This is a genomic window from Thiobacillus thiophilus, assembly GCF_055378705.1.
The window spans coordinates 1,111,946-1,130,831 of sequence record NZ_AP042404.1; the positions used below are offsets into that span (position 1 = coordinate 1,111,946).

General features: G+C 63.1%; 24 protein-coding genes and 1 other RNA gene. 18 read left to right on the top strand and 7 right to left on the bottom strand.

From position 1 onward, the window contains the following. Positions 1 to 38: 38 nt before the first annotated feature. The 18 genes from ACZ41T_RS05370 (at position 39) to greB (ending at position 12,216) form a co-directional block, all read left to right on the top strand. Positions 39 to 1,025, top strand: a complete 987-nt coding sequence (locus ACZ41T_RS05370; RefSeq protein WP_464923448.1) for a KpsF/GutQ family sugar-phosphate isomerase — start codon at positions 39 to 41, stop codon at positions 1,023 to 1,025. A 142-nt stretch (positions 1,026 to 1,167) separates the two neighbouring features. Further along, positions 1,168 to 1,695: a KdsC family phosphatase gene (locus ACZ41T_RS05375; RefSeq protein ID WP_464923449.1), complete on the top strand. Its 528-nt coding sequence runs from the start codon at positions 1,168 to 1,170 to the stop codon at positions 1,693 to 1,695. 37 nt (positions 1,696 to 1,732) lie between these two features. Next, a complete protein-coding gene (gene lptC / locus ACZ41T_RS05380) occupies positions 1,733 to 2,314 on the top strand; it encodes an LPS export ABC transporter periplasmic protein LptC (protein ID WP_464923450.1) in 582 nt (193 codons plus the stop codon). A 5-nt stretch (positions 2,315 to 2,319) separates the two neighbouring features. Beyond that, a complete protein-coding gene (gene lptA / locus ACZ41T_RS05385; protein WP_464923451.1) occupies positions 2,320 to 2,853 on the top strand; it encodes a lipopolysaccharide transport periplasmic protein LptA in 534 nt (177 codons plus the stop codon). After that, on the top strand, positions 2,850 to 3,572 hold the full coding sequence (lptB, locus tag ACZ41T_RS05390; protein ID WP_464923452.1) for an LPS export ABC transporter ATP-binding protein: 723 nt from the start codon (positions 2,850 to 2,852) through the stop codon (positions 3,570 to 3,572). Before lptA ends, lptB begins: the two co-directional genes overlap by 4 nt. Positions 3,573 to 3,642: 70 nt before the next feature. Then, positions 3,643 to 5,082: an RNA polymerase factor sigma-54 gene (locus tag ACZ41T_RS05395; protein WP_464923453.1), complete on the top strand. Its 1,440-nt coding sequence runs from the start codon at positions 3,643 to 3,645 to the stop codon at positions 5,080 to 5,082. A gap of 353 nt (positions 5,083 to 5,435) precedes the next feature. Then, on the top strand, positions 5,436 to 5,771 hold the full coding sequence (hpf, locus tag ACZ41T_RS05400; RefSeq protein WP_464923454.1) for a ribosome hibernation-promoting factor, HPF/YfiA family: 336 nt from the start codon (positions 5,436 to 5,438) through the stop codon (positions 5,769 to 5,771). 96 nt (positions 5,772 to 5,867) lie between these two features. Then, positions 5,868 to 6,323 carry a PTS sugar transporter subunit IIA gene (locus ACZ41T_RS05405; protein WP_464923455.1) on the top strand — a complete coding sequence of 152 codons (456 nt, stop codon included), beginning with the start codon at positions 5,868 to 5,870 and terminating at the stop codon, positions 6,321 to 6,323. Between the two features lie 11 nt (positions 6,324 to 6,334). Continuing rightward, positions 6,335 to 7,285, top strand: coding sequence for an HPr(Ser) kinase/phosphatase (gene hprK, locus ACZ41T_RS05410; RefSeq protein ID WP_464923456.1), 951 nt, complete (start codon positions 6,335 to 6,337; stop codon positions 7,283 to 7,285). Further along, entirely contained in the window at positions 7,285 to 8,121 is an 837-nt protein-coding gene (gene rapZ / locus ACZ41T_RS05415; protein WP_464923457.1) for an RNase adapter RapZ, read from the top strand. Before hprK ends, rapZ begins: the two co-directional genes overlap by 1 nt. A gap of 196 nt (positions 8,122 to 8,317) precedes the next feature. Then, the gene (locus ACZ41T_RS05420; protein WP_464923458.1) at positions 8,318 to 8,680 is read left to right on the top strand and encodes a NusG domain II-containing protein; all 363 of its coding nucleotides are present in this window, start codon (positions 8,318 to 8,320) and stop codon (positions 8,678 to 8,680) included. After that, complete coding sequence (locus tag ACZ41T_RS05425) at positions 8,661 to 9,212, top strand: Gx transporter family protein (protein WP_464923459.1); 552 nt, start codon at positions 8,661 to 8,663, stop codon at positions 9,210 to 9,212. Before ACZ41T_RS05420 ends, ACZ41T_RS05425 begins: the two co-directional genes overlap by 20 nt. Next, on the top strand, positions 9,197 to 9,814 hold the full coding sequence (locus ACZ41T_RS05430) for a flavin prenyltransferase UbiX (RefSeq protein ID WP_464923460.1): 618 nt from the start codon (positions 9,197 to 9,199) through the stop codon (positions 9,812 to 9,814). Before ACZ41T_RS05425 ends, ACZ41T_RS05430 begins: the two co-directional genes overlap by 16 nt. Further along, entirely contained in the window at positions 9,811 to 10,407 is a 597-nt protein-coding gene (locus ACZ41T_RS05435) for an LON peptidase substrate-binding domain-containing protein (RefSeq protein WP_464923461.1), read from the top strand. Before ACZ41T_RS05430 ends, ACZ41T_RS05435 begins: the two co-directional genes overlap by 4 nt. Beyond that, positions 10,407 to 10,958 carry a pyridoxamine 5'-phosphate oxidase family protein gene (locus tag ACZ41T_RS05440; RefSeq protein WP_464923462.1) on the top strand — a complete coding sequence of 184 codons (552 nt, stop codon included), beginning with the start codon at positions 10,407 to 10,409 and terminating at the stop codon, positions 10,956 to 10,958. The genes ACZ41T_RS05435 and ACZ41T_RS05440 overlap by 1 nt, the downstream gene beginning before the upstream one ends. Then, a complete protein-coding gene (locus ACZ41T_RS05445) occupies positions 10,955 to 11,155 on the top strand; it encodes a hypothetical protein (RefSeq protein WP_464923463.1) in 201 nt (66 codons plus the stop codon). The genes ACZ41T_RS05440 and ACZ41T_RS05445 overlap by 4 nt, the downstream gene beginning before the upstream one ends. A gap of 303 nt (positions 11,156 to 11,458) precedes the next feature. Continuing rightward, positions 11,459 to 11,659: a DUF2905 domain-containing protein gene (locus ACZ41T_RS05450; protein ID WP_464923464.1), complete on the top strand. Its 201-nt coding sequence runs from the start codon at positions 11,459 to 11,461 to the stop codon at positions 11,657 to 11,659. Further along, positions 11,656 to 12,216 carry a transcription elongation factor GreB gene (gene greB / locus ACZ41T_RS05455; RefSeq protein ID WP_464923465.1) on the top strand — a complete coding sequence of 187 codons (561 nt, stop codon included), beginning with the start codon at positions 11,656 to 11,658 and terminating at the stop codon, positions 12,214 to 12,216. Before ACZ41T_RS05450 ends, greB begins: the two co-directional genes overlap by 4 nt. A 24-nt stretch (positions 12,217 to 12,240) precedes the next feature. Here greB and ACZ41T_RS05460 read toward each other — a convergent pair whose 3' ends face one another. From ACZ41T_RS05460 to ACZ41T_RS05490, 7 genes are all read right to left on the bottom strand, one after another. Then, positions 12,241 to 13,083, bottom strand: coding sequence for a tetratricopeptide repeat protein (locus ACZ41T_RS05460; protein WP_464923466.1), 843 nt, complete (start codon positions 13,081 to 13,083; stop codon positions 12,241 to 12,243). Between the two features lie 51 nt (positions 13,084 to 13,134). Next, the gene (purB, locus tag ACZ41T_RS05465) at positions 13,135 to 14,505 is read right to left on the bottom strand and encodes an adenylosuccinate lyase (protein ID WP_464924024.1); all 1,371 of its coding nucleotides are present in this window, start codon (positions 14,503 to 14,505) and stop codon (positions 13,135 to 13,137) included. Positions 14,506 to 14,769: 264 nt separating this feature from the next. Then, complete coding sequence (gene recR / locus ACZ41T_RS05470; protein ID WP_464923467.1) at positions 14,770 to 15,363, bottom strand: recombination mediator RecR; 594 nt, start codon at positions 15,361 to 15,363, stop codon at positions 14,770 to 14,772. A gap of 3 nt (positions 15,364 to 15,366) precedes the next feature. Beyond that, complete coding sequence (locus tag ACZ41T_RS05475; protein ID WP_464924025.1) at positions 15,367 to 15,690, bottom strand: YbaB/EbfC family nucleoid-associated protein; 324 nt, start codon at positions 15,688 to 15,690, stop codon at positions 15,367 to 15,369. Next, entirely contained in the window at positions 15,690 to 17,492 is a 1,803-nt protein-coding gene (gene dnaX / locus ACZ41T_RS05480) for a DNA polymerase III subunit gamma/tau (RefSeq protein WP_464923468.1), read from the bottom strand. The genes ACZ41T_RS05475 and dnaX overlap by 1 nt, the downstream gene beginning before the upstream one ends. A 117-nt stretch (positions 17,493 to 17,609) precedes the next feature. Beyond that, positions 17,610 to 17,706: signal recognition particle sRNA small type (ffs, locus tag ACZ41T_RS05485), an RNA gene on the bottom strand. A 48-nt stretch (positions 17,707 to 17,754) separates the two neighbouring features. Continuing rightward, positions 17,755 to 18,831, bottom strand: a complete 1,077-nt coding sequence (locus ACZ41T_RS05490) for a 3-deoxy-7-phosphoheptulonate synthase (protein ID WP_464923469.1) — start codon at positions 18,829 to 18,831, stop codon at positions 17,755 to 17,757. Positions 18,832 to 18,886 lie beyond the last annotated feature (55 nt).

The window sequence follows — 18,886 nt, forward strand, 5'->3', positions numbered from 1 at the left end:
CACAGTTGGCAAGGCAGGCTTTAGTATACTTGCCGACCATGCGACCCCAACCCACCTCCGCCGAACATTTGCTTGCGCTTGCGCGCCAGGTACTCGACATCGAAGCCGACGCCCTGCGTACCACGTCCTCCCGCCTCGATGCCGGTTTTGCCGATGCCGTGCACCTGATCCTGGCCTGCAGCGGCCGTGTGGTGGTGTCCGGCATGGGCAAATCCGGGCATATCGGCGGCAAGATCGCCGCCACCCTGGCGTCCACCGGAACCCCGGCGTTTTTCATGCATCCGGGCGAAGCCAGCCACGGCGACCTCGGTATGATCGCGCAAAACGATGTCGTGCTGGCGCTGTCCAATTCGGGCGAGAGCAACGAACTCGTCTGCATCGTGCCGCTCATCAAGCGGCGCGGCGCCAAGCTCATCGCAATGACCGGCAATCCGCATTCGACCCTGGCACGCGAGGCCGACGCCCACCTCAATGCAGCGGTCGACAAGGAAGCCTGCCCGCTCAACCTGGCGCCCACCGCCAGCACGACTGCCGCACTGGCACTGGGCGATGCGCTGGCGGTGGCGCTGCTCGATGCGCGCGGTTTTTCGGCCGACGATTTCGCCCGCTCCCATCCCGGCGGCAGCCTCGGACGGCGCCTGCTGGTGCACGTGCGTGACGTCATGCACAGCGGCGACGAACTGCCGAAAATCGATCGCGACGCCTCGCTCAAGGTCGCCCTGCTCGAAATGACGAAGAAGGGACTCGGCATGACCGCCGTGGTCGACGCCGCCGGGAAGGTGGCGGGGGTGTTCACCGACGGCGACCTGCGGCGGGCGCTGGAGCATGCGCTCGATCTGCAGCAGGCGCGGGTGAGCGACCTGATGACGCCCAATCCGAAGACCATCGGCGCGGACGAACTCGCCGTGGCGGCGGTGGAGAAAATGGAAACCATGAAAATCAACGGCCTGCTGGTGGTCGACCCCGACAACACCCTGGTCGGCGCGCTCAACATGCACGACCTGCTGAAAGCCGGGGTGGTGTGATGAACCCAAAAACCTCAGTTCTCACCACAGAGGCACAGAGACACAGAGTAAAATCAACAGTTTGGCCTGGTTTTTTACGCGCCTCTTTGTTGACTCGACTTTACTCTGTGCCTCTGTGCGCCTCTGTGGTAAGGACTTTAAGGTGAGTACAACTTTGATCGAATGTGCACAAAAGATCCGGCTGATCGCGTTCGACGTCGATGGCGTGATGACCGACGGCACCCTGTTCCTGGCCGACGACGGCCAGGAATATAAGGGCTTCAACTCACTCGACGGCCACGGTCTGAAAATGCTCAAGGGCAGCGGCGTCGAGCTTGCCATCATCACCGGCCGCAGCTCGCGCGTGGTGGAAAATCGTGCAAAAAACCTCGGCATCGAGATTATCCACCAGGGCGCACACGACAAGCTGGTCGTGTACGAGGCGCTCTGCCGCGAACTCGGCATCGAATACGAAGCCACCGCCTACATGGGCGACGATGTGATCGACCTGCCGGTGATGCGACGCGCCGGGCTGGCGATTACCGTGCCCGGCGCCCCCGAGCTGGTGAAGGCGCATAGCCACTACATCACCATCCGGGAGGCAGGGCGCGGCGCGGTACGCGAAGCCTGCGAATTCCTGATGCGCGCGCAGGGCACGCTGGACGCGGCATTGGCCCCCTATCTGAAATGAACCGTCGCGTATTGGGCACCGCGAATTTGAGGGCGGCATGATCGCGCGGGGCTCGCTGTGGCTGCCGCTGGCGATTTTGCTGCTGCTGGCCGCACTCAGCTTCTGGATCGAGCGTTCGGTGCAGCTGACGGCCGACGGCAGCGAGGCGATCCAAACCGACCCTGAAGGCATCATGGAAAACTTCGATGCGCTGCGTACCGATCCGGCAGGCAAACCGCACTACCGTTTGTCCGCCAAAAAGCTCAAGCATTATTCAGGCAGCAAGCGCACGGAACTGGAATCGCCCCGCTTCGCCCAACTCGACGCCGAGGCCGGCGAAGTGAGTGCCATAGCAAAGCAGGCCACCGTCTCGCCAGATGGCAACGAGGTGGTGCTGTTCGGCGACGTCGTCGTGGAACGTGCCGCCCGTCCCGGACAGTCCGCCATGTCGCTACGCACGGAACGGCTGCTTGTTTTTCCCGAGCGCGACCTGCTGCGCGCGCCGGGCGCCGTCGAAATCCTCGACGACATCGTAACGGTGCGCGCGGGCGCCATGGAATACGACGCCGGACAACGCGTCATCAAACTGACAGGACGGGTGCGCGCCCGTTATATTGCCGGACAAAACCAGGGTTCATGAATGCCATGCGAATATTGAAAATTGGAGTTTATGCGGCGTTCTCTGCCGTGCTGCTGGCCTCGCCCGCCCATGCCGAAAAAGCCGACCGCGACAAGCCGGTCAACCTCGAAGCCGACATGGTCACCCTCGACGACATCCGGAAAGTCAGCGTCTACCAGGGCAATGTGATCTTGAGTCAGGGCACGCTGATGCTGCGTGCCGACCGTGTGCAGGTAACCCAGAATGCGAGCGGGCTCGACAAATTAAGCGCCACCGGCCGCCCCGCGACGTTCCGCCAGAAGCTCGATGACCGCGACGAATTCATCGAGGGGGCTGCCAGCCGCATCGAGTACGACAGCACCAACAGCCAGCTTGAAATGATCGGCCAGGCCCAGCTGCGGCGCGGCAGCGACGAACTGCGCGGCGCACAGATTTCCTACAACGCCAACACCGGGTTCTACAAGGTCGTCGGCCAGCCCGGCGTGGAAACCCCGGCCGGCCGGGTACGCGCCGTCATTCGTCCGAAGCCGCGCACCGGCCAGCCCGCCGCACAACCATGAGCCGGATTTCCGCCCAGGGCCTGCGCAAGACGTATGGCAAACGCACCGTGGTGCACGACGTCTCATTCGAGGTCAATAGCGGCGAGGTAGTCGGCCTGCTGGGACCCAACGGCGCCGGCAAGACCACCTGCTTCTACATGGTGGTGGGGCTGGTCGCAGCGGACGGCGGCAGCGTGCATCTGGATGCGCATGACCTCACCCATATGGCGATCCACCAGCGCGCACGGCTGGGACTGTCCTACCTGCCGCAGGAGCCGTCCATCTTCCGCAAGATGACGGTGGAGGAAAACATCCGCGCCATTCTGGAACTCAAACCCTACACCCCGGACGAACGCGAGGAACACCTCAACAACCTGCTCAATGATCTGCACATCGAGCATCTGCGCGATGCGGCCGCCATCAGCCTGTCCGGCGGCGAGCGCCGCCGCGTGGAAATCGCGCGCGCGCTGGCCATCAATCCGCGCTTCATCCTGCTTGACGAACCCTTCGCCGGGGTCGACCCCATTGCCGTGCTCGACATCCAGAAGCTGGTGCATTTCCTGATCGAGCGCGACATCGGCGTGCTCATCACCGACCACAACGTGCGTGAAACCCTCGGCATCTGCGACCGCGCCTACATCATCAATGAAGGCCGCGTGCTGACCGCGGGCACGCCCGACCTCATCATCCAGGACAACAACGTGCGCAAGGTCTATCTCGGCGAGAATTTCCGCCTGTAACTTCAGTCTGCTCAAAAAATCACGCTACACTTGATTCAAGTCGGCATGATTTTTGCCGTAGTCAGCTCTCATGAAACACAGCCTTCAACTCAAGCTCGGCCAGCACCTTACCCTGACACCGCAACTGCAGCAGTCGATCCGGCTATTGCAGCTATCGACGCTGGAATTGAACCAGGAGCTGGAGCAGATACTGCAGGACAATCCGCTGCTGGAACGCGAGGGCGAGGACGAGGACGACGCCGGCCTTGCCGTCGCCGAAGCGCCCGCCCACACCGCCGAGGCCGAGGCGCAAAATACGGAACCCAGTCAGTCCGAAAGCTCCGAATCCGACCCCGTCACCGCGCAGGACGATTCCGACTGGAACGATTACAGCTCAGCCGGCAGCAACGACGAAGACAGCGACTATGAGCAAGGCTCGGCAGCGGGTTCAACCCTGCGCGAACATCTGCTGGACCAGCTGATCGTCAGCCCGCTCACCCTGCGCGACCGCACCCTGGTTGCCACGCTGATCGACGACCTGGACGATTCCGGTTTTCTGACCCAGCCGCTGGAGGACATTACTGCCAGCCTGCAGGATGAAATCGATGAGCTCGATCCCCAGGAAGTCGAGACCGCGCTCAAGCACCTGCAGAATATGGATCCGACCGGAGTCGGCGCACGTAACCTGGCTGAATGCCTGATCCTGCAACTGCGCGCCCTGCCCCCCGACACCCCGGCGCGCGACGTCGCCATGCGGCTGACCGCGCATTATCTCGATCTGCTGGCCGCACGCGATGTCGGCAAGCTGAAAAAAGTGCTCGGCATCAACGATACCGTGCTGCACGCGGCGCGTACCCTGATCCTTTCGCTCAACCCGCGTCCGGGCGCCATCTTCGGCGCCGACGAAACACGCTATGTCATTCCCGACGTGTATGTACGCAAGGTCAAGGGCATGTGGATTGCCAGCCTCAACGCCGACGCCATGCCCAAACTGCGCGTCAATCGCGTCTATGCCGACATTCTGGCGCGCCACCGCGAAAGCGGCGGCGGCCAGCTTGCCACCCAGCTGCAGGAGGCGCGCTGGCTGATCAAGAGCGTGCAACAGCGGTTCGACACCATCCTGCGCGTCTCGCAGGCCATCGTCGACCGGCAAAAGCAGTTCTTCGAGCACGGGGATGTGGCGATGCACCCATTGGTACTACGTGAAATTGCCGACACGGTTGAGCTGCACGAATCGACCATTTCGCGCGTCACCACGCAAAAGTTCATGATGACCCCGCGCGGCCTGTATGAACTGAAGTATTTTTTCGGCAGCCACGTCGCCACCGACAGTGGCGGCGCCTGCTCGTCAACTGCGATCCGGGCACTGATCAAGCAGCTGATCGCCGCCGAAAGCGGCAAAAAACCGCTATCCGATGGCCAATTGGCCGAAGTTTTGAGCCAGCAGGGCATCGTGGTCGCCCGCCGAACCGTCGCAAAATATCGCGAAACACTGCGCATTCCGCCGGCAAATATGCGGCGTGCGCTTTAACCGTCTTCTTTTGGCTCTTTCATCGTTATTTATTGGTGTTGGCCAGCACCGCAGGGTGCACTCTGTGCTGTGCGCCGATTGACGCACCGAAGGTGCACGGAGAGCACCCTACCCAAAGCATCTCGCTCTAATGAACAATCCGGGTTTATTGGTATTAGCCGCCCCGACGCCGCCGCCTGCCGAAGGGTAGGGGCTTCATCAGAGGGGGGCAGGACATGACTTCAACAGCCAACAATGACATAGCCTTCTTGAATGTATTTCAGTTTCGTCCCACAATGAAACTGGACGCAGATTATCGCTCCGGAATATGGACAAGCCGATTTTTCAGTTTTTTAACAGATTTAGGAGGCTCTATGAATTTGACGATTTCCGGCCATCATCTGGCAGTGACCCCAGCTATTCGCGACTATGTTTCCGAGAAGCTCGACCGCGTCAAACGCCACTTCGATCATGTCATCGACTTGACCGTGATCATGCAGGTGGAAAAACTGGTCCACAAAGTGGACGCCACCCTGCACGTCAAGGGCCATGATTTCCACGCTCGCAGCGAGGACGGCAACATGTACGCTGCCGTCGACCTTCTGGCCGACAAACTGGATCGCCAGATCGTCAAGCACAAGGAAAAAATCGCGGACGTCCATCAGGCCAGCGGTGGATTGAAGCATCAGCCGACAGAAAGCGCTGCCTGACATCGAATCGTCCCAACCATGGCCATCTCGCCCGGAGGCGCTCCGGGCGTATAATCTGCAAGTGCCGGACTCCCTTCCCCCGGCTTCGCAACCGGCATGAACCTGATCGCTCCACTCATCACCCCCGACACCATCTTGCTGGACATGAGTTTCAGCAGCAAAAAGAAGCTGTTTGAACACGCAGCCGAGTTGCTCGCCCAGACCCACGGGCTCAAGTCCATCGACATTTTCACCAGCCTGTTCGAACGCGAACGCCTGGGTTCGACCGCGCTCGGCTACGGCATTGCCATTCCGCACGGCCGCATCAAGGGGTTGAAGGATGCCAGCGGCGCGTTTTACCGTCTGAAGACCCCGCTTGAATTCGATGCGCCCGACAACCAGCCGGTATCGCTGTGTTTTATTTTGCTGGTTCCCAAGGATGCCAACGAACGCCATCTGCAGATTCTGGGCGAACTGGCTCACCTGTTTGGCGACGATGCCATGCGCACAAAAATGATGGGGGCAGCCACCCCATCCGAATTGATTGCGCTGCTCGACGCCTGGTCAAGCTAGCAACCCAGCGCATGGACATACCAAGTCAGGTTTCAGTCGAAACCCTGTTCCGCGACATGGCGCAGCAACTCGGGCTGCAATGGCTGGCCGGGCATAACGGTGGCCAGCGTACGCTGTCTTCCGAAACCATTCAGAAACCGAGCCTGGCGCTCATTGGCCATCTGAATTTCGTCCACCCCAACCGGGTCCAGGTGCTGGGGCCGGCCGAAATGGACTATCTGCGCAGCCTGTCCGAATCCGCCCTGCAGAACGCCATTGACCACCTGTTTTCGACCGAGTTGGCAGCCATTGTCGTCTCCAACGGCGAAGCCGTGCCGGCGGTTCTGCTCGACAGTGCCGAGCGCACCGGGACGCCGCTGTTCACCTCGATGCTGGCGAGCCCCATCCTGATGTCCTTCCTGGGGCACTACCTGACGCAGAGCCTGGCCGAGACCACCTCGCTGCACGGGGTGTTCCTGGGAGTGCTGGGCACCGGCGTCCTCATCAAGGGCGATGCCGGCGTCGGCAAGAGCGAGCTGGCGCTGGAACTCATCACGCGCGGCCACCGGCTGGTCGCAGACGATGTAGTCGATCTGAAACACGTCGCGCCGGAAACGCTGGAAGGCATCTGCCCGCCATTGATCCGCGACTTTCTGGAAGTACGCGGCCTCGGCATTCTCAACATCCGCTTCCTGTTTGGCGAAATGGCGGTCAAGCCGAAAAAGAATCTCAAGCTCATCGTCGAGCTGGTGCATCCGCAGGAAATCGGCGATGTCGGTCTCAACCGGTTCGACATGGTGGCATCGACCGAGACCATTCTCGGCGTCGCCATTCCCAAGGTGCGCATCCCGGTTGCAGCAGGCCGCAACCTCGCGGTGCTGGTCGAAGTGGCGGTGCGCAATCACCTTCTCAAACGTCGCGGCATCAATCCGGTCAAGCAATTCATTGAACGCCAGCAGGCGGCTATCGACGGGAACGGCTGATGCAGATCGTTCTGGTCTCGGGATTGTCGGGTTCCGGCAAAAGCATTGCCATCGCGGTACTGGAAGATGTCGGCTATTACTGCGTCGACAACCTGCCGCTGGCCATGCTGCAACCCCTGGTCGACTACCTGACACGCGAAGGCCACACGCGCATCGCCATCGCCATCGATGCGCGCAGCAGCGCGAGCTTTGCGCAGCTGCCCCGGATTGCCGGGGCGCTGCGCGAGCAGGGCGCCGACCTGCGGGTGGTTTTTCTCGAAGCCAAGACACTGACGCTGGTCAAGCGCTTTTCCGAGACGCGGCGGCGCCACCCGCTGTCCAGCGACACGGTTTCACTGCAGGAAGCGATCCAGCTCGAACGCGAGACGCTCGCCGATGTCGCGCCGCTGGCGCACCGCATCGACACCAGCGACCTCTCTGCCGCAGCCCTGCGGCTGTGGATCAAGGATCTGATCGGCCAGGACCGATCGCGCATCACCCTGTTGTTCGAATCCTTCGGCTTCAAGCACGGCATTCCGCTCGACGCCGACCTGGTGTTCGACGTGCGCTGCCTGCCCAATCCGCATTACGTCGCCGAACTGCGTCCGCTCACCGGACGCGACCAGCCGGTCAGGGACTACATCGAGGCGAGCGCCGACGCGATGGCGCTGCTGGCCGACATCCGCAGTTTTGTCGAAAACTGGCTGCCGTGCTTCATCCGTGACCACCGCGCCTACCTGACGGTCGCCATCGGCTGCACCGGCGGCCAGCACCGCAGCGTCTACTTCGCCGAAACGCTGGCCGCCGCCTTCCGCGAACGCGAGCAGGTGCTGGTGCGCCACCGCGAGTTGTCATGATCCTTGAAACCGCAGTTGAACCACCGAGGCATAGAGAGCACAGAGGAAAGACGACACCTTGCATGGGTCAGTGTGTCCACCCGATGGGTGAAGACTGGTTAATCGACAACCCATTGATTTCCTGCCGTTCTCCGTGCCTCTGTGTCCCAAGGGATACCGTCCCTGCGGGACATATCTCTGTGGTGGGGTTCTTGGGATGATGCTGCGTGCCGGCGATGTGGGCGTGCTGCTGGCCGGCACAGGCCTGGTTGCCGCGCTGACGGTGTTTGCCTGGGGCGGCGGCCGCGGCGACACTGCGGTCATCCGTGCCGCCGGCCAGATCGTGCAAACCACCGCCCTCACCCACGCGCAAAGCTTCACCGTCGATGGCCCGCTCGGCACCACGCGAATCGAAATCGAGTCCGGTCGCGCCCGCATCGCGCGCGACCCGTCGCCGCGCCAGCTGTGCGTGAAACAGGGCTGGCTCACGCAGTCCGGCCAGGCCGCGCTGTGTCTGCCGAACCAGGTCAGCCTCGAAATCCGGGGGCGCACGTCCGCCTATGACACGCTCGGCTATTGAATTGCCGGTCACGGCCGACGACCGCCGCATCGCATGGCTGACGGCGCTGGCGATCGGCCTCACGCTCGCCGAAGCGGCGATCCCCAGCCCGGTTCCCGGGGTGAAACCGGGGCTCGCCAACATCGTCATCCTGCTGGTGCTGCTGCAAGTCGGCTGGCGCGCGGCGGCCTGGGTGTCCGCCCTGCGTGTGCTGGCCGGCGGCCTGCTGCTGGGCAGCCTGTTCGCGCCGGGATTCTGGCTGTCGGCCGCCGGTGCGCTCGTCAGCCTGTCGGTGCTGGCGCTGGCGCGCCACCTGCCCGGTCGTTATTTTAGCCCGGTCAGCCTGTCGGTGCTGGCGGCCTTCGGCCATATCGGCGGCCAGCTCGCGCTGGCCGGCTGGTGGCTGTTGCCCAGCGCCGCACTGATCAAACTGCTGCCGGTGTTTGCCGCCGCCGCCCTGATTTTTGGCGCGGTGAATGGCGTGATCGTGGCGCGCCTGCTTGCCGCCCCGACACCGGACAAGCGACAATCCCCGCCATGCATCCTCCCCTGAATACCGTCACCCTTGCGCTGACCGGCGCCTCCGGCATGGCCTATGGCCTGCGCCTGCTCGAATGCCTGCTGGCCGCCGACATGCGCGTTTACCTGCTGCTGTCGCAGGCCGCCCACATCGTCGCCAAGCAGGAACTCGGCGTGGCGCTGCCGGCACGCGCCAGCGACCTCGAAAAACAGCTGAGCGAGAGCCTCAACGCACGCGATGGCCAGCTGCGCGTGTTCGGCCGCGAGGACTGGAATGCACCGGTTGCCTCCGGCTCCAATCCGGCCGACGCGATGGTGGTGTGCCCATGCTCGATGGGCACGCTCGCTGCCATTGCCCACGGCCTGTCCGACAACCTCATCGAGCGCGCCGCCGATGTGATGCTGAAAGAGCAACGCAAATTGATACTGGTTCCGCGCGAGGCGCCGTTTTCCACCCTGCACCTGGAAAACATGCTGACGCTGTCTAGAATGAACGCTGTAATCCTGCCCGCCAACCCCGGTTTTTATCATCGTCCGCAAAATGTCGAGGACATCGTCGATTTCATCGTTGCGCGCATTCTTGACCAGCTGCGCATCCCGCACACGCTGATGGCGCGCTGGGGCAACGACCGATGAGCGCAACACTCGAACAATTCAGGCTGCCGCTATTCCCGCTCAATGCCGTGATATTTCCCGGCGGGCGGCTGCCGCTACGGATTTTCGAGCAGCGCTATCTCGACATGGTCAAACAGGCCATCGCCGACGACACGCCATTCGGCATCTGTGCCATCCGCGAAGGCGCGGAAACCGGCGCCCCGGCCGTTCCCTACACCGTCGGCACCCGCGTGCACGTCACCGACTGGGACATGCCGCAGCCCGGCATCCTGCACATCGACACCCAGGCGGAGGAACGCTTCGTCATCCGCAGCACCCGCGCCGAACCCGACGGCCTGCTTACCGGCAGCGTCGAAGCGGTCAGCGTCGAGCCCGCCAGCGCCATCCCCGCCGAACTCGAACTTGCCGTCGAAATCCTGCGTCACATCATCGGTGAATACGGCACTGCCCATTTCCCCGCGCCGCACGAATTCGACAATGCCGTGTGGGTGGGCTTCCGTCTATCCGAAGTGCTGCCGCTCAAGCTCTCCGTCAAACAGAATCTGCTGGAAATGAACGACAGCGCGATGCGCCTGCGCATCCTCACCGAATTCCTCAAAAAACAGGTCAACTGATGGCACGCTTTTATCCTGCGCTTGAAGCCAGGCATCGCGATTTCATCGCCGCGCAGAAACTGTTCTTCACCGCCAGCGGCACCGCCGACAGCCGCCTCAACCTGTCGCCCAAGGGCATGGACAGCTTGCGGGTGCTGTCCGACAGCCGCGTAGCCTACCTCGACCTCACCGGTAGCGGCAACGAAACCGCCGCCCACCTGAAGCACGATGGCCGTCTGACCATGATGTGGTGCAGCTTCGACGGCGACCCGCTGATCCTGCGCCTGTATGGACACGGCCGCACGGTGCGCCGCCAGGACGCCGAATGGGACGGGCTGCGCCGCTACTTTCCCGCCCTGCCCGGCGAACGCCAGATCGTCGTGCTCGACATCGAAGCGGTGCAGACCTCGTGCGGCTACGCCGTGCCAAGGTATCTCTACACGGGCGAGCGCGACACGATGGCGCGCTGGGTCGAGAAGAAAGGCGCGCAGGGCTTGCTGGATTACTGGCGCGAGAAAAACCAGGTCAGCATCGACGGCCTGCCCACTGGATTGCTGGAGAACGCATCATGAAATGGACCCTGATTCCGCTCGTTCTGATTGTGGCCGCCTGCGATCCTGCCCCGCCGCAACAGCCCGAAACCGGACGTAAACCCAACCCTGCGTTCGAAACCCAGATTCAGGCGGTGGAAAAAGCGCGTGCGGTCGAGGGGCAGGTGATGGATGCCGCGGAGGCGCAACGCAAGCAAATGGATGACGCAGCACAATAATACAATCATCCTAGAAACCGCAGTTGACCGCTCATATCCCTCACAGGAACCGCATGAATACTGCTTTCCATGCCTTCGTTCACATTCACCTTTCAGGTGACACCGCTACGCACCCGCTGGCACGCCTGGTCACGCGCCTGCCTTTGTACCCGCAAGGAGTAGGCCGGATTCGTAAAGCCGCTAAAGCGGCAACGATTCCGCTCTCGCGCCTCGTTGCAGGCCCCGGCCTGCCGCCTCGTTGCTTCGTGGCAGGCACGCGCCCAGACGCACCATCGGCCGCGTCCAACTGTGGTTTCTAGGATCATGCTGAAATGGCTGTTCACCCTGACTGCGGCCCTGCTGGTTCTGGGCCTGCTCACTCCCTGGCTCAACCGACTGGGCCTGGGACGCTTGCCGGGCGACCTGCGGGTGAAGCACGCACGCGGCACTTTCCATTTCCCCTTCACCAGCGTCATTCTCATGTCGCTGCTGCTCTCGCTGCTTGCCTGGCTGTTTGGTCGATGAACAAGGCATTCGTCAAGGAAACCGACGCACCCGACGAAGACGAAGACGACATCGCCACACCGATGCTGCCTGCCGGATCGAAGAATTACATGACGCCCGCAGGCTACGCGCAACTTGATGCCGAATTCAATCAGCTATGGAAAGTCGAGCGGCCCAAGCTGGTGGAAACCATCTCCTGGGCCGCGAGCAACGGCGACCGTTCTGAAAACGGGGACTACATCTACGGCAAGAAACGCCTGCGCGAGGTCGATCGCCGCATCCGATTTTTATCCAAGCGACTGGAACACGCCGAAGTGGTCGACCCCGCCATCCGCGAGGACACCGATCAGGTGTTCTTCGGCGCCACCGTCACCGTGGCGGATCAAGGCGGCAGCGAAGCCACCTACGCCATCGTCGGCATCGACGAAGCCGACGCCGGACGCGGCCGCATCGCCTGGATATCGCCGATGGCGCGCGCGCTGCTGAAGGCGCGCGAAGGCGACAGCGTCAGCGTGCAGACGCCGGAAGGCAAGCGCGAGGTGGAAATTGTCGAGGTGCGCTACCAGGCCATCGTCTGACCCGGCGACATATCGATTGCGGGTTCAGTACAGCGCGCTGGCCAGCATCCGCCGGTAGCGGCTGAGCAGTTCGCCGCCGCCCAGCAGGTCGAATACCGACAGCAGGGTCTTGCGGCCGATGTCGTCGCCGAAGCCGCGATCGCGGCGGACGATTTCCAGCAGCTGATCCATGCCCGCTTCGTACTTGCCGGCGGCGACCAGCAGGTTGGCGAGCTTCAGCCGCGCCTCCAGATCGTTTTCGTTCGCCGCCACCCGCGCGGCCAGCGCCGCTTCGTCCTCGCCGGCCGCCCCCATGAATTGCAGCCGCGCCTTCAATTGCGGCACGCGCGCATCGACGTCGTCAGCAACGCCCGCAATCAGGCGGCTGGCTTCGTCGGCCTCATTCAGGTCGAGCATGATTTCAGCGGCATCGAGCCGCACGCCGACATGGGAGGGGTCGATTTTCGAAGCATCGGCCAGCTTCTGCAGCGCGGCGGACACGTCGCCGGCACGACGCAGTTCGGCAGCCTCGACCCGCAATTCGTCGGCCGGGCCGGGAACCAGCCGATCGAGGAAGGCGCGCACTTCGGATTCCGGCAGCGCGCCGGAAAACTCGTCGACCGGCTCGCCATCGATAAAGGCCTTTACGCTGGGAATGCCGCGCACGCCATAGCGTGTGGCGAGTTCCTGGTTGTCGTCCGAATCGATCTTGGCGAGCAGGAACTTGCCGCCGTATTCGGCGGCAAGTTTTTCCAGGACGGGTTTCAGCGCCTTGCAGGGCTCGCACCAGGGCGCCCAGAAATCGACCAGCACCGGGCGCCGCTTCGATTCCTCGAGAACGGCTTGCTGAAAATCGGCGAGGCCGACGTCGAGGGAATGTTTGGTCATGGGACTCCGCTTCAATCTACCGGATGGGCCGCCCGGCTAAATCAGGCCCGCTTAAATCTGCCTGGCCAGCTCGGCCGCCATGCCAGTATAGGACGCCGGCGTCAGCGTTTTCAGGCGGTCCTTCTCGGTGTCGGGCATGGCCAGCCCGTCGATGAAGACATGCAATGTCTCGCGCGTCATGCCGGCCTTGCCGCGTGTCAATTCCTTCAGCTGCTCGTAGGGATTGGCGATGCCGTAGCGGCGCATCACGGTCTGGATCGGTTCGGCCAGCACTTCCCAGTTGGCGTCGAGGTCTGCCGCCAGCGCCACCGGGTTGGCTTCGAGTTTGGACAGGCCGCGCAGACAGGATTCGTACGCCAGCAGGCTGTAGCCGAAACCGACGCCCATGTTGCGCAACACGGTCGAGTCGGTGAGGTCGCGCTGCCAGCGCGAGACCGGCAGCTTTTCGGCGAGATGCCGCAGCACCGCGTTGGCCAGGCCCAGGTTGCCTTCGCTGTTTTCGAAATCGATCGGATTGACCTTGTGCGGCATGGTGGAGGACCCCACCTCGCCCGCCTTGACCTTCTGCTTGAAGTAGCCCAGCGAGATGTAGCCCCAGAGGTCGCGGTCGAGGTCGATGAGAATGGTGTTGGTGCGTGCGATGGCGTCGTACAGCTCGGCCATGGCGTCATGCGGCTCGATCTGGATGGTGTAGGGGTTGAAGGTGAGCCCCAGCTCCATCACGAACGCACGCGCAAAGTGTTCCCAGTCGAGGTCGGGGTAAGCCGACAGATGCGCGTTGTAGTTGCCGACCGCACCGTTGATCTTGCCCAGCAGTTCGATGTCGCCGATGGCGATGTAGCTGCGGCGTAGACGATAGACGACGTTGGCGAGCTCCTTGCCGACGGTGGTGGGCGAGGCGGGCTGGCCGTGGGTGCGTGACAGCATCGGCAGCTCGGCATGTTCGTGCGCGAGGTCGGTCAGGCGCACGATCAGCTTTTCCAGCGCGGGCAGCAGGACGGCATCGCGCGCGCCCTTGAGCATCAGGGCATGCGACAGGTTGTTGATGTCTTCCGAGGTGCAGGCGAAGTGGATGAACTCGGACACTGCCGCAATCTCGGCACTGGCCTGGGTCTTTTCCTTGAGAAAATACTCGACCGCTTTCACGTCGTGATTGGTAGTTGCCTCGATCGCCTTGACGCGCTCGGCATCGGCCACCGAAAAGGTGTCGGCGATGCGGTCGAGCAGCGCGACCGCATCGGCGGAAAATGCCGGTACTTCGGCAATCCCAGGCTCGGTCGCCAGCGCTTTCAGCCACTCGATCTCGACGATGACCCGGTATCCGATCAGCGCATACTCGCTGAAGAAATCGCGCAGCGGCGCGGTCTTGCTGCCGTAACGGCCATCGAGCGGAGAAAGGGCGGTCAGTGCATTGAGTTCCATCGTGTCATCCGGTTTGATTGTCATTCAGGTTAAACGGTTCGCTTGCCGCGCTGCATTATCTAGAATCTTCACCACAGAGGCACAGAGAGATTCATTAAACCCTTTGTGCTGTCTTGAATTTAGCGTTCAGGGGGTGAATGCGCAGCGTGCCGCAATATATTGTTTTCCCTCTGTGTCTCTGTGCTTCTGTGGTTCAACTGCTCTTTTCCATATCGAACGGTGCGCCGATCGCGCCACATTAAACGGTGCGCCGATCGCGCCATGTCAAACGGTGCGCCGATCGCGCACGGCCTGCGCCAGCGTGCCGCTGTCCACATATTCCAGTTCGCCGCCCACCGGCACCCCGCGCGCCAGGCGGCTGACCTTGATGTCGCGCGCTTTCAGCAGCTCGCCGATGGTGTGCGCGGTGGCCTCGCCTTCCGGGGTGAAGTTGGTCGCCAGGATCACTTCCTCGACCACGCCATCCGTCGCGCGATCGATCAGGCGGTCGAGATGAATCTCGCGCGGGCCGATGCCATCGAGCGGGGAGAGGCGCCCCATCAGCACGAAATAGAGACCGTTGTAGCTTTGCGTGGCCTCCATCATGTTGAAGTCGGTGGGCATTTCGACCACCGCCAGCAGCCGTTTGTCGCGGCGCGGGCTGGTGCAGACCTCGCACACCTCTGCCCCGGAAAAGTTGTTGCACAGGCGGCAGTGATGCAGGTGCGTCAGCGCATGATCAAGCGCTGCCGCAAGCTGCTCGGCGCCGCGGCGGTCGCGCTGCAGCAGATGGTAGGCCATGCGCGCGGCCGACTTGGGACCGACCCCGGGCAGCACGCGCAGGGCGCCGATCAGGTTTTCCAGCGCAGCAGGCTGCACGGCTCAGAACGGCAGTTTCATCCCCGGCGGAATCGGCAGGCCGGCGGTCACGCTACCCATCTTTTCCTGCACCGTGGATTCGACCTTGCGTACCGCGTCGTTCACCGCCGCGGCCACCAGGTCTTCCAGCATTTCACGGTCGTCCGTCATCAGGCTGGGGTCGATGCTGATACGGCGCACGTCGTACTTGCAGGTCATCGTCACCTTGACCATGCCGGCGCCGCTCTGCCCCTCGATTTCGATATCGGCCAGCTTGGCCTGCATTTTGGCCATGTTTTCCTGCACCTGCTGGACCTGCTTCATCATGTTACCGATGCCGCCCTTCATCATGGGTGTTCTCCTAATGGTTGTATGGAAGTGACGTCGAGCTGGCCACCAAACTGGTCGACCAGCTCGCGCACGAATGGATCCGATTCGATGGCGGCCACGGCCTCGTCCTGGCGCGCCTGCCTGATGCGCGAACGTACTTGCTGCGGCGTCTTCTCCGCCGCGGCGCCGATCTCGATCGTCACGGCAAGCGTTGCCCCGTACCTGTCGCGCAGTGCCGCGATCAGCTTGTCCTGATAGGTGCGGTCGAGCAGGTGCTTGTGCGCTTCGCCCACGCGCAGCGTCACGGCGTCGCCTGCCTGCGACACCAGCTCGCAGTGGTCGGCGAGCATTTTCGCCATGCCGCCAAGGTGCAGCTCGGCGACGATGGCGAGCCAGTCCCAGGCCGCTTGCGGTGCGGATTCGCGGGCCACCAGCGCGACGGCGGGCGGCGCAAGCGGTTCGGTCGGCCGTGCTACGGGCGCAGGCAGCACAGCCGGCTCGGGGAATGCGGTCTCGATGGGCACGGGCGTCCCGCCCGGCGCAGTAGCGGCATCCGGCACCTTCGCGTGCGACACGGCGGGCGATGCCGCAGGCATGGCAGCACGCCGCGGTGCGGGTTGCACCACTGTCGTCGCGCGGTTCCCCGAGCCCGGGGCGAATGCCAGCATGCGCAGCAGCGTCATGCAGAAGCCGGAAAACTCGTCCGGCGCATACGGCAGGTCGCGGCGGCCATTCAAGGCGATCTGATAGTACAGCTGCGCCGTTTCGGCATCCAGCTGCGCGGCCGCAGCCTGCATCCGCTCGGCGTCGGCACTGCTTTCCAGCGCACCGGCTTCGACCGCCCTAAAGGACTCCGATCCACTACGCGCTTCAGCGCGTGTGGAATCGTATGCACCCGGCGCATGCAGCAGCAGTGCCAGCTGGGTCAGCAGACTGCCCAGATCCTGCAGCGTCGCATCGAAGGCAATGCCGCGCTCGGCAAGCGTGCGCGCCTGTGCCAACAGCGCATCGCCGTCGTGCGCCGCCAGCGCGTCGAGCAGATCGAACAGGTAATCGCGTCGCACCGTGCCCAGCATGGCCTCGACGGCGGCGGCCTCCACCTTGCCGCCGCCGTAGGCAATCGCCTGATCGGTCAGCGACAGCGCGTCGCGCATGCTGCCGGCGGCGGCGCGTGCCAGCAGATTCAGCGCGGCGGGCTCGCTGACGACATTCTCCTGTTCCAGCACCTCGCCCAGATGCTGCGCCACCAGCGCGGGCAGCATCGGTTTCAGGTTGAACTGCAGACAGCGGGAAAGCACCGTCACCGGAATCTTCTGCGGGTCGGTGGTGGCGAGGATGAATTTCACGTGCGCGGGCGGCTCTTCCAGCGTCTTCAGCATGGAGTTGAATGCCGGCTTCGACAGCATGTGCACTTCATCGATGATGTAGACCTTGTAGCGTCCCACCGTCGGCGCGTACTGCGCGTTGTCGAGCACCTCGCGCATGTTGTCGACGCCGGTGTTCGACGCGGCGTCGAGCTCGAGCAGATCGACGAAACGCCCGGCATCGATCTGGGTGCAGGACGAACAGGTGCCGCAGGGGGTGGCGCTGACGCCGGTTTCGCAGTTGAGGCACTTGGCAAGGATCCGCGCCAGCGTGGTCTTGCCGACCCCGCGCGTGCCGGTCAGCAGATAGGCGTGATGCAGCCGCCCCTGGGTGAGCGCGTTGGACAGTGCCTGCACCACGTGCGCCTGCCCCTTGAGGTCGGCAAACACGCGCGGCCGCCACTTGCGCGCCAGCGCCAGTGCGGGAGATGCGGAGTCGCCGAAGAGATCAGTCATGGTTTGAGGGGCTAGGGGTCAGGATTCAGGGGTCAGGAAAAACCGTTTCGTCGATGATACGCACTGGCACGACCATCACACCCTGATCCCTGAATCCTGACCCCTGAATCCTGGAAAAGTGGCGAGCCTTACCCCGGCACTGGCATCGGTCGCTGGGGCTGCTTCCTTCCGGACCTGACCCGATTCACAACTTAGCCATGCGGGGAGACCCGCCGCGTGTATTTTAACGCAGAAGCGCTACGCGCCCTATGAAAACCAGCCCTTATTCCTCATCCGCCGGCACGCTCAGGCGGCGTTTTTTTACCGCATCGGCCAGCATCCGCAGCAGCGGAACGGTATCGTCCCAGCCGATGCAGGCGTCGGTGATCGATTTGGCGTATTCCAGCGGCTGCCCCGGGATCAGATCCTGGCGTCCCGCGTTCAGATGGCTTTCGACCATGGCGCCGATGATGCGCGTATCGCCGTCGGCCACCTGCGCCGCCACATCGGCGCCGACATCGATCTGGCGCTGAAACTGCTTGTTCGAATTGGCGTGCGAGAAGTCGATCATCAACTGCTGGCGCAGACCGGCCGCGGCCAGTTCGCTGCACGCCAGATTGACGCTCGCCGCATCGTAATTGGGCGCCTTGCCGCCGCGCAGGATGACGTGGGCGTCCTCATTGCCAGAGGTGCTGAACACGCCGACGTGGCCGGACTTGGTGATGGAGATGAAATGGTGGCGCGCCGCCGCCGCCTTGATCGCCTCGACCGCGATCCTGAGGCTGCCGTCGGTGCCGTTCTTGAACCCTACCGGACACGACAGGCCGGAGGCCAGCTGGCGATGCGACGGCGACTCGGTGGTGCGCGCGCCGATCGCGCCCCAGCTCACCAGGTCGGCAATGTATTGCGGCGAGATCAGGTCGAGGAACTCGGTCGCGCACGGCAGGCCGATTTCGTTGATGTCCAGCAGCAGCTTGCGCGCCAGCCGCAGGCCCTCGTTGATGTCGAAGCTCTCGTCCAGATGCGGATCGTTGATCAGCCCTTTCCAGCCCACGGTGGTGCGCGGCTTTTCGAAATACACCCGCATCACGATGATGAGGTCGTGCGCCAGCTCATCGGCCAGTGGCTTCAATTTCCGTGCGTAGTCGAGCACGGCGACCGGGTCATGGATCGAACAGGGGCCGACGATGATGAACATACGGTCGTCCGCCCCGCGCAGCACGTCGTGAATGGCGCTGCGCGCGTGCGCGACGTGCGCATGCACAGCCTCGCTGGCACGCAGTTCGCGCATGACCTGCATCGGGGCGAGCAGTTCGCCGCTTTGCTCGATGCGGGTATCGTCGGTTCGGATGGCAGACATTTTAAAAGCTCCGGGTTGTTTGCCTTGGCTGCGGCAGTTTCCTAAACGAAAAAAC